The sequence below is a fragment of the Pseudomonas sp. CG7 genome (assembly GCF_023701885.1).
Classification (GTDB): Bacteria; Pseudomonadota; Gammaproteobacteria; order Pseudomonadales; family Pseudomonadaceae; genus Aquipseudomonas; species Aquipseudomonas zanjanensis.
Map to the genome: position 1 here is coordinate 1 of NZ_JABAEE010000129.1, position 11,485 is coordinate 11,485.

6 protein-coding genes are annotated in these 11,485 nt (G+C 53.5%); 2 read left to right on the forward strand and 4 right to left on the reverse strand.

All coding sequences use genetic code 11. The features are described 5' to 3' along the window. Positions 1 to 90 precede the first annotated feature (90 nt). The 4 genes from HGO40_RS29145 to HGO40_RS29160 all read right to left on the reverse strand — a co-directional run bounded on the left by HGO40_RS29145 (position 91) and on the right by HGO40_RS29160 (position 9,304). Positions 91 to 2,997 carry a hypothetical protein gene (locus tag HGO40_RS29145; protein WP_250965864.1) on the reverse strand — a complete coding sequence of 969 codons (2,907 nt, stop codon included), beginning with the start codon at positions 2,995 to 2,997 and terminating at the stop codon, positions 91 to 93. A gap of 11 nt (positions 2,998 to 3,008) precedes the next feature. Beyond that, positions 3,009 to 5,396, reverse strand: a complete 2,388-nt coding sequence (locus tag HGO40_RS29150; protein WP_250965865.1) for a hypothetical protein — start codon at positions 5,394 to 5,396, stop codon at positions 3,009 to 3,011. 70 nt (positions 5,397 to 5,466) lie between these two features. After that, complete coding sequence (locus HGO40_RS29155; RefSeq protein WP_250965866.1) at positions 5,467 to 6,924, reverse strand: hypothetical protein; 1,458 nt, start codon at positions 6,922 to 6,924, stop codon at positions 5,467 to 5,469. A 100-nt stretch (positions 6,925 to 7,024) separates the two neighbouring features. Then, positions 7,025 to 9,304: a hypothetical protein gene (locus HGO40_RS29160; RefSeq protein WP_250965867.1), complete on the reverse strand. Its 2,280-nt coding sequence runs from the start codon at positions 9,302 to 9,304 to the stop codon at positions 7,025 to 7,027. A 378-nt stretch (positions 9,305 to 9,682) separates the two neighbouring features. Here HGO40_RS29160 and HGO40_RS29165 point away from each other — a divergent pair, with 378 nt between their 5' ends. Continuing rightward, the gene (locus HGO40_RS29165) at positions 9,683 to 10,336 is read left to right on the forward strand and encodes a hypothetical protein (RefSeq protein WP_250965868.1); all 654 of its coding nucleotides are present in this window, start codon (positions 9,683 to 9,685) and stop codon (positions 10,334 to 10,336) included. 66 nt (positions 10,337 to 10,402) lie between these two features. Further along, entirely contained in the window at positions 10,403 to 11,398 is a 996-nt protein-coding gene (locus HGO40_RS29170) for a hypothetical protein (RefSeq protein ID WP_250965869.1), read from the forward strand. Positions 11,399 to 11,485 lie beyond the last annotated feature (87 nt).

Here is an 11,485-nt window from a genome sequence, read left to right on the forward strand (position 1 = left end):
ATGAACAACCGTTGAAGACGTCATAATGTGTCACCGCCTTGGACAAGATATGAAGCAACCCAGCGAATCATCCATGATTCGCCTTCGGCGCTATCTAAAATTGATCAGCAGTTGATTGCGGCTGTCTGCTTTGCTCGGTATCTCAAAACTCACACTCATTCGATGGCGGTTACCTTCCACATCCGTCAGTGTAAAATCCACAGGCGTATCCAGCCGTTCGCGATACTTCATGAGCGGTTCCTCGGTCATGCCGTCATTCCAGTAGGGCATATCCGCGACTCGATGAAGGCTGACGATAAGTTCGCCCGGGGAAGGGCGATGTTGCTCAATAAAGTCCGATGAAGGCCCGTCATAATTCAGGTCGTGGCATAAGACTCTAAAATAAGCATCGAACACCAATTTAGTCGGTGGGTTATCTTCCCGGCCAAAGGGTTGGGGATAAAAACCATACCCGGTGTAACTGGCGAACACTTCATCCAACTGCTCCGACTCGTATTGCAAGGTCGAAGCGTTACCGGCGACCTTGAGCGTGGCCATGCGGACGGGGTATATCCCCGACTTTCGGTAAGCAAACTTCCAGTAATCGATCGAGTCCAGCAGATAAGAAAACGGATCATCGGGTTTCTCCTCACCTACCCCATTGAAAACGCGCGTCCGAACGAAGTCATAGTGGCCATTGGGCCCGACTTCTCTCAATGGGGTGGGCGGTACAACGCCCTGCAGCCGAATAGTGCCATTCGCCCACTCACGCATATTTGAAGACCATGTCCGGTTATCGGCAGCCTGGAACTTGGCATAAAACTCACGGGTACCTTCGGATGTCGACTGCACATAAAACTCACGATAGCGTGTCCGGTCGTTGTGGGGTTCCATGGGACGGTTGGGATCTACCTCCTTGACGGCGCCCGGAGAGTAAAGCTTGAAACGGTTGCGCTGGACGTTGACCGCCCAAGGCAGTTCACCGACCTCTATCCCCTCCCGATGCGCCTCGATAAAAGGTACTTCAGCACCGCTGATAAGATCGACCAGCTTCAAGGTCGACAACTCGACGTCGCTCAGTGGAATATCAATCGAATACCCTTCATAGTCGACTGCCTTGGTTTCGATTTTGATCCGCAGCGGAATTTGCTGCAGACCATTGATGTAGCACTGCGTCGTGTCCAACGCCTCGATTGAAAATACACTCAGCTCTGTCCAACGCGGCGCTTCCCGCTGCCGCTCGACCAACTGCACAATGGCATAGCCCCAGTCACTCTCACTGGTCTCACCGAGCACGACGCTGACCGGTGTCTCGTTACTGATGGGCGGAGTAAATACCCCATCCGAGGTAATCGTTCCCTCGCCAAACACCTCCCAATTGGCCGGCCTAGCCGAATTGTCCACACTGAACCGTATACGACTGGATGCCGTGAGGGAGGGCACATGATAAGGCACGATCTTGAGAGACTGCGGCGCCACGATAATGATGACCGCTGCACGGGTAGTTTCCGCCGTGCTGGTGTCTTTCACTTCAATGGTTTGAATCCATACCGGTTGGCCTGTTTCCCATCGTGGCGTAAAAACAGCGTTGTAACTGTCGTCCTCCACCTCCAACTGCCCCTTCGGATCGCCTACCAACCGCCATTCCAATCGATTGTTCCCCAGGCTCGAGGCTTTAAGGTGGACAGGGTCCATCCCTTCACCCCATGTGCAGATACGCGGAGAAACCGCGATGCTCTGGTAAGACTCCACCACCAGTCCCGAGTAGCTTCGCTCTCCGAGACTGTCTTGGTAATGGGCCGTCACTACCGAGACCTGCTGGTTGAATCCCATCAATTCCGAGGCCTTCGGTGTGTAGGTGTCGCCTTGCATGTCGCCGACCACCCAAGGGCTATCGAGGCTGCTGGCACTCCATCCGTCCGGTGCCGACGCGCGCCCCGTGCCGCTGACAACGCTGAAGCGAGTCGGCACACCGCCTTTCACCGCGACACGTGCAGGCTCGACAACCCTCCCGTCAGATGCCAGCGAAATATTACCGAACACCACCAAATCATGGGGCTTGTGGGGAGGCTCGCTGTCCGTAAAGACATAGCTGTTGGGAAACAGCAAATGCTTGAGCAACTCCAGCTCCGCCCCATCCACAAACGGAATCAGGCGTTTTTCCACCAGCACCGTGGCGGAGTATTTGGGCTTGCCGTTCTCCAAGTCATTGGGGATCAAGTAAGGAAGGCCTCGATCGTTTGCGGGCAGGCTCCCTGGTTCAGGATTGGAGGTCAGTTGAACGAACATCACCAACGCGCCTTCCCCATAGTTCGCCGACCGGACATCCGCCGCCCCGGGCGCCGCTTGGGTACGCAGTGCAAACGAACGAGGCGCCAATGGGCTGTAGTCGTTGTAATCGATGATGCCCAGCACGAAAATCTTGCGATACACAGGGTGTTGTTCCAGGTAACCCTTGACCGCATCGCCGATACGACGCTGGGCAAAGTCACTGGAACCCAGGTTACACCTGATATCGAGCCCTTTGGACAAGTCGAGTATGACCCGGCCTCGCTCATCGACCGTCCCTTGCGCCACTGCCAGGCTGACGGTCATTCGCACCTGATAACCCATGTCTTCAAGAATGTTGAAGCTTTCCCGGACCATGCTCGGGAAGATCGGCGAATGGTCGGTCGTGGTATAACTGCCGCTGATAATATTCATCGTCAGCGTCACCTCGGAGTTGACCAAGCTCGCGGACTCGAAAGACAGTCGCGGCTCTCCCAATACCATGCGTTCCAGTTGGATTTCCTCGAACTCCTCCTCATGAGTAAAGAACCGACGACTGAAAGGCATCAGGAAACTCAAGTCGTTCATATGAGACAGGTATTGCTTTTGCAATATCTGATTGATATGGGCACGGTCGAAAGCCACGATCGCCCCCCAACCTAAAGTGACGCCCTTGCCCGTAAGTTTCCGAAGCAGTTCAGTTTTGGAATGGCCGATCATCAATGTATCTGCCGCACTATTCGAAGCCATGACAACTCTCCTCACGCCCCTGGTGCATCAGTAAAAGACTGCACATCCACAATGGGATTGGGCACGATTAGAAAACTGTACTTCCAGACTTCATCGTCCGGCCTTATGGCCATGAGCACAGCAAACTTGGCGTCCGGGACGGCCGGTAATTCATATTCCCCGGTATTTGAAAAAGTACCGTCGCCGTAGAGTTTGGTGAACTCGACTTGATCAGTCGGTACCCATTGTTCATTCCCACTCCGGTCCGTGTAGTACAACTTGACCGTCACCTTCCGCTTATCGTCACTGATCTCGGGTTTGATGTAATAGGTGGAGGCCTGATGTACCACGACTGCAATAGCCTTTTGTTGCGGGCCGCCCGCTACACGGGCCACCGTTATTTCTTCAAGGGTAATGGGCGTCTCGTCGTTACCTTCGAAAAGAGGAGGTATGAAGCGTTTTTGATTTGGCAGACCCGGTGTCGGCTCGGGCTCATCCTCGATAATGGCGGTGGATCCGCTAGCCAGCGACCAGGTAAGAGGAGCCCCATCCAACGCTGCGGCGGACATTTTGTGGCCCGATACCTGGTCGCCCTCGGACCTTGCCGTCACCACGAACACCAACGGGTCGATACCAATATCGCGCTTGACGATGCTCACCAACGCCAAGCTGGTATTGCCATTGGCTGCCCGGGCGTTCACCAGTACACGTTTCTGGTAACCCGGAATGTCGATTTCGCGGGGGGCCTGGTAAGCGCCGGTTTGGCGATCGATCACGCCGGGATCACCGTCCTCATCAGGCAAATTCCTGACGGACCACTCAACGCCGACCGCCCCAGGCTCGATTTTGAACTCTACCCTCCCTTCAGGCCCGACAAGCGGTTCAATTGGATCGATGACAAAGTTGGTCATGCTTGGAGCAATCCTCCCGAGCAACGCCAGGTCACCGGTGAAGTATCCTTCACTCGGCACCACCGCATTCTTCGTGCGGAATAACAAGCCATGGAGCCGATAGGTGTTGATCTCGAGTACCGTTCCGGTAAAGACCCTGAAGCTTTCTGTCAGTTGCTCCCCGAGCAACGACTCGAGGCGTTCAATGATCGCGTCCAAGTGCGGCTCTGCCGGTGTACCAATAAGACCGTCAGGCGATACTTTACAAATTGTAAGATGGTCCATCCCATGTAGCTTCAATGACAAATTGCCCTCGGCGTCTGTCTCGAACTTGAAGCGTTGCTGCCAGCTCCACTTCATCGTCACCGATTTAGAGACCGTCTGATTGTCATCGGTCACCACAAACACTGGGTTCGAGTGTTGCCCGTCCCAGATTAATGTCAAAACGTCCTTATTGACTATTTCTGCGAAGAACTTCCCGCCAGTCCCAGCCTGGAACGGCAAGGTGAGTTTGGATGGCAATGTAAGGTTCTTGATGCCGGGAATACCGGTTAGTGTGCCCACCGACACCGCCCGGGCTCCACTCCGCGGGGTCAGTTTATAGATATGTTGCCCTTCCACTCCTTCTGGAATGACCTCGATAGATTGTTCGGTGAGGCGCTTGAACCCATTGGCAACAATGTTCTTGAGCATGAAATGGTTGCCCAACAACACTGTCGCGGACAGCGGATCGTCACCCCCGCCCAAGGGGATCAAATAATGCATCCCTGCATTATTAGCTGGAATAGCGACGTCTTCGTCCGGCGCGCCCCCTTGCATCTGGATGAACAACAATACCTCGCCCTCGCCAAAGCTGGGCGAATTACGGTCATCACCTCCCTCCGCCGGATGGGTGCGAATCGTGAATTTTTCGGGTTGAAGAAGATTGGTAGGGTCGGCGGGCAGGGTATTCAATTCGAATACTTTCTCTTCCTCCGGCCACTCGTCGAATTTTTTCTGAAATTTCTCACCGGCGATCAGGTCCTGCTCCATGCTGTCGCCGATAGTGACAAACAGCCGCGAGCCCTTTGAAATATCCAACAACACACGTCCATCATCACCCACCGAGCCGCCGCTTTTCAGCAAATCGACGCTCATACGCAATAAAGGACCGTTCAGGGCATCGGCCAATCGTACCCGTGAAACCCACCTGACCTTTTCTCCCACGCCTTTATTCACGGAAAGCTGCGTCCCGCCAATAATTCGCATCGTCAGCGTTGCTTCAGATTTAGTGATTTCCGCGGTTTCGAACGACAGACGCGGCGCGTCGAGAAGATAGTCGTAGATATATTCCCAGTTAGTACCCGAGCTGAACTCAGCATCAAAACTGACGGGATCAAAATAATGTTCACTGGTAAATCGCCCGATATACTCCTGTATCAACAACACATTGGTTTTGTATTGATCATAAGCCAGGATTGCATCAAAACCGTAAGTGCGCGGTTTCTCTCCCAGCCACTCGATGAACTGTGCCACTGTTTCGCGCGCCATGATAGTTCTCCCGCAATTAATGATTGGATACTGTTTACCAGCCGTTCCTAGGCGCCAAAACGCCCCCTTTTCATTCCATTACTTGAATATTGTCAAGCGAAGGAAAATTGAAATTCGTTTTCCCTCCATCGAAACTGACTGTCACCGCGAATCTGAGGTGCGAATTCAACTTCAACTGCTGCAAAAACGCTTTCGATAATTTTTGATCCCTTATACCGTTCAAAGCCTCTTGGGTCGTGACAAGTACAGAAGGTCTACGAATATCAAAAGAAATCGGATTACTCGTCGTACTGATGCCATGGGCACGAATAGTTAATTGTTGTCCAGGTGCAATAAAAGACCATCTTGCCAAGGTAACGTTTGCCCCTGTTTCATGTACATCACGCAATGAGAGTCGATTGCCTACCACCTCGGTACATTGAACAGTGGGATAAACTTCTATCGGTAACGGTTTAATTCGTAGGTGTAATAAATCGGAATCTTGATAACCCTCCCCGGCCGGAGTAAATCGGTAGAACACTGGAAAGCGTTTGGCGTCACCGTTGTCGCTCGCTTCCATATTGGCGGCGATGGCACTGACCGGCACTTGGAAGCGCCGAGGATTTCCAGGCTCAAAGGGTTGGGTCGCAACATGCATGCCTCCCGCCCGATCCCCCTGCCAATGCACAGCGACTCGATCGCCAGCGCCGATTGCCAGCGACGCCGGCAGCGTGACGAACGCACCGTTTTGCGTGGTGGACTCAGCGGTTAGAAAGGCCAGATTGTCGCCAGGCATGCCTTCGGCAGTGGCGCCCTCGACGGATGGGGGCTTCAGATCCAGCGGTGCCCGCACTCTCAGCTCCAGTACTTGCGAAGTCTGAGCCACACCGGCCCGAGCATACTGATAGAACACTTGGACCGCTTCCCCCATGCTGGCTTGCAGCACTGGGGCAGACAGCCGAAACAGCAGGACCTCGCTCTGAATATTCGACGGATCGAGCAAGAAGGCCTGAACCACACGCTTATCAAGGCTGGAGGTCCACCAATACAAGGCTATCCCGTCGCCGATATTGGCCTCCCCATAGGGCGCGACTCGCAGCGTAATACCGTCAGGGAATTGTGTGGGATCCAGCGTATCGCCAGACAACCCTTCTATCTCAATGAGCGGTGCCAACGGTGTGGTCGGCTCCGTAACTCCCAGCGATTGCACCATGGAAGGCCCGCAGATACCGGTACCGACATAGTCCACGGTGTAGCTGATCAATGCGTGACCGCCGCCGATAAAGTCAATTTGGTCTCTGGGAATATTCATCAGCAGGGGTTTGTCAATATCACTTTTTTCCAAAGTCTTCGGCTGTCGCCAAACCTCGTCCAATTCACCTGTGTCGTCGTAACCTTCAAACTTGAGGGTGACGACGTCACCTACCTGCATGGCCCGATACGGTGCAATGACCGCGGTAATCGTTGGTCCACTCGGGCGCGGATAGATGTGCAGATCATGGGATTCCTTGATCTGTGGGACAGGCAACTGCGTCTCTGAGGAGGGCATTTGATTAACTCCTTTGAACGGTAGCTAACTGCTATACAATATTTCTGACTGTACTTGTTAACGGCGAGACCGTTAATTCAAGACAGGTGAATTAATCCACCTACAAAAGCGGGAGCGGCAAAATAATGCAAGCAAACTTCCAATCTTCATCACTCGCTCTTTCTGCCATACACACGGCGAACTTCATCGTTGAGTTTGGGGACGGGACATACCAACCAGCCTCTGTAATGCTACCGTCGCCATATAATTGCGTGAAGGTCGTTTGTTCGATGGGCTCTTGGATTTCGTCACCGTTCCTGTTCACATAAACCAACTTCAACTGCATCCCTCGCAACGGGTCGAATACCGTTCTGAAGAAATGACTAGAGGCATGTTGTATGACTACCGCCACAGCCTGCTGTGCCCGGCCGCCAGAAATACGTGACACTTCAATGTATTCGAGCGTAACGGCTGCATCCCCCTGACGAACAGGTGGTATAAATCGTTTCTGGTTGGGAAGTCCGATGATCGGTTCAGGTTCATTTTCGATGCTGGCAGTCGACCCGCTGGCCAGTTTCCAGACAAGTTCGGTGCCATCCAACGCAGCCGCAGACATCTTGTAGCCCGAGACTTGCTCCCCCTCGGACCTTGCCGTCACCACGAATACCAACGGATCGATATTGATGTCGCTCTTGACGATGCTCACCAACGCCTTGCTGGAATTGCCATTGGCTGCCCGAGCCGTCACTAGTACCCGCTTCTGGTAACCGGTGATGTCGGTGCCGCCGGGCGCCACGTAAACACCGGTGTCGCGGTTGATCTCACCTGAGTCGCCGGATTCGCCCGGCAAACTCTTGACACTCCAGGTCAGCCCGGTCACCGCAGGCTGGGTGGAAAATGTATTCCGTCCTCCAGGCCCGACGACCGGTTCGATCGGAGCAATGAGAAAGTTGGTGAGGCTCGGGGCAACTTTACCGAGCAATGCCAGATCGCCGACAAAGTATCCTGAACTCGGCTGTATCGAATTCTGCGTACGGAACAACAACCCATCGAGTCGAAAAGCATCTATTTGGGAAATCGAACTGGTGAAGAGCTGGAAGCTATCGTCCAACTGCTGCCGAAGTAGCGACTCGAGACGTTCAATAATCGGACCCAGGTGCGGTTCGGCCGGTGTTCCAATTAAACCGTTGGGGGATACTTTATACTGTGCCACATTGTCCCCCGCCTGCACGGGAGCCAATGACAGTTGACCATTTGCCGACGTCGAAAATCTGAAACTCTGCTGCCGGTGCCACTTCATCGTCACAGCCGAGGAAACTACCTGACTATTGCTGAGCTCTACACGCGCATCGGTCGCGCGTTGCCCTTCCCAACGTAATATCAGGATGTCCTTGTTTATTCTTGCGAAGAGCTCCCCCCCTGTTCCGGCCTTGAACGGCAAGGTAATTCCGGAAGGCAAGGCCAGGCTCCTGATGCTGGGAACATCGGTTTGCACAGGTACTTGCGCCGTTCGGGCTCCATTCTGTGGGGTCAAGGAATGAATATGTTCACCCACCACACCTTCCGAAGCCACTTGGACAGGTGCGGCATTGATGCGTTTGAATCCGTCGGCAACGACGTTCTTGAGCAAAAAACGGTTGCCCAACAGGATCGTCGCCGACAGCGGCTCGCTGCCCCCATCCTGAGGGATCAGATAGTGCATCCCCGCGTTAGAAGGCGGAAAACCGACTTCGTCGTCCGACGCACCTCCTCTCATCTGAATGAACACCAACACCTCGCCCTCGCCGAAGTTGGGCGCGCCACGCACGTTCCCTCCCGGTGCCGGATGGGTGCGAATGTAGAATTTCTCAGGTCGAAGCAGTTCCGAGGGGTCGCGCGCCAAACTATTCAATTCGAAAACTTTCTGATCGTCGTCCAAGGCCTCGAATAGCTGCCGGAATTTTTCGGCTGCGACCCAGTCTTGCTCCATGCCGTCGCCGACCGTGAGGTAGAATTCCCCATATACTCCCCCGCCCTTCGAGAGGTCCAGTGTGACGCGGCCAAGGCTGTCCTCGGTACCTGGCGTTCTTTCCAACGGAACGAGCATGTGCAATAAAGGACCGTTCAGAGCGTCCGCCAATCCGATACGAGTCACGGATGTAACTCGTTCGCCCACGGCTTGTTTAACGGTGACCTGCTTTCCTCCGACAATCCGCATGGTCAGGGTCGCTTTAGAATTCGATATGTCGGAAGTTTCGAACGACAATCGCGGCGCATCCAGAATATAGTCATATAAATAGTCCCAATGCGTGGGTGAATACTGAACGTTAAACGTCAACGGGTCAAAATAGCGGCCACTGTCAAATCGTTGGATATATTCCTGACGCAACAGCGTATTGGCTTTACTCTGGTCGTACGCCACGATAGCGTCCCAGCCCAGGGTCCTGGGCCTCTGTTCCAGCCAAGCCACGAAGTCGGCTACAGATTCTCTAGACATAACGCATCCTCGCCATATTACGTCAAAGCGACCATGGGCCGATTGGCTGAAACAAGCTAACGTCCGTTGGCTCATTCCCAGCCAAGTACAATTGAGGTTGTTGTACCCTCACCACGCACGCATGACCAGTAACAGAACAGATAGGTTCCGGTGATCGCTAAAACCAGCTAGGCTGGGTATTTATTTTTTCTGCACGCAACAACCTAGCAGTTCTGCTAGGTAGCCAAAGTGAGCATTCGTGTCTACTGTTCTCTCAACCTTACTTGTTTAACCGCCTCACAATACTCGTTGGGAGCAAGTATCATGAAGAGCTTACCCGTACCCATGCCATCACTAATCAATAGCCGCTTTCATCTTGCCTTAGGGGTCACAACACTATTACTTAGCAGTGGCTGTATGAACACTGATAAAACACCTGCCGAAACTAAAGCGCTGGTCACCGTAATCCCTGGTTCCTGGTCGGAAGGAAAAACAGAGAGCCGGACATATCCACTCTCGATAGGGAGCAACGGATTGGGTTTCATCCAGTGTCCGACCAATACCGTCATGATTGGACGCCAGCACGCAGGCGACGAAAACGGCTCCACCAAACATTTGTGCGCCAGCCTTGTACAAAATGGAAAGCCAGTAGAAGTGACGCCACCGGCAGGGGATAGTTTTACTGGAAAGATTGAGGTTGAGTCCGCAAACCATAGATATGAGTGCCCCCACCCTACAATCATGACCGGTCGTGGCCACTACCATGATGAAAACGGCCCGACATGGTATATGTGCGGAATCGCCAAAGGCGGCGCCTTTGACGATGACGAACTAGAACCTGCCAATCGTGTATGGACAGGCGATATTAAGGAATCGGGCAGTGATTACACCTGCCCCACAGGTCAGGTCATGACCGGACGGGGTCACCGAGGCGATGAAAACGGGTGGACCATTTATCAATGCGCGACACTCTATTAATAAGTACATAGTGCTTGACAGCTTGCAACCGGGCCCTTTCTTTCACCTGTCAATCGAGCCTAAAACATGAATCTTATTTCGCTTTCCCGTCATGTCATTGCTTTATTTTCCAGCCTGGTTGCAGTGAGTACAGTGGTGGCCACTTCGAACTCTCCCGAAAACGCCGCGCAGATCATTCTCTATAATAAAGACAAAGACACTTGTTCCCTGGATGTGCCTGCGCAAGGCAGCGGTTTGACTTATCGCTACGAACTGTCGACCTTCGTCACAAAATGCAAGGGATTCGAAACGCGTTCCATCGAGCTTGTCCAATTACCTTCGGCGCTTAGAGTTTTCTTGACGGATGACCCCTGGTGCTCCGACAACACCAACGCAGGCCAGAATTTCTGGCTCAAACTTAAAACCACCCGAAAATCAACAACTGTCGGCGTTAATGAAATCACTTATCTATTTACGTACCCCTCTAATAGCATCATTGCTCCCGGCCTTCTGCTGGAAAGCAAATATGAAAAAGTGAATGGCGAAGTTCGCGACAAACTGTCCTGCATCGAGTTGGTGGCCTCCGAAGCATTCGGTACCACTTGGCCACCGGCCGCGACAGACTCGGGTCGTACATGGTCCGACGCTATTCCTGAACAGTCGTCCTATTACACCTGCACCTTTCCCATGATCCTGACCGGCCGCCGACACACAGGATTTTTAAACGGCCTAACTCGTTATGAATGTGCCACAGCAGTTCAGTCCGGGACGAACGTCAGCGTAGGGGACAGAGTATGGTCTCCTCAGTTGAAAGAGTCCGATGGTATTTACTTCGTCTGCCCTATGAACAAAATCATGACCGGACGCACCCACGACGGCGGCGGAAATGGCCAGACCCGTTATGAGTGCGCAACGGCCTCCCAGGGCGGCAGGGACCTGACGGTCACGCTTCAAGCCTGGAGCGATGAGATCGGTGAGGCCAACTCGGTGTACAACTGCCCCGCCGGTCAGTTTCTCGTTGGCAGGTGGCACAAAGACAACGAATTCGGCCCCACCAAGTATCGCTGCGCCATCCTGAAATGAATTTCGGCGGCCGACTGCCGGGCAGCCAGTCGGCCTTCTTTTTCTCGACCTGGGTAAGGCGCCATGACAACGTCCAATGTGGCACAC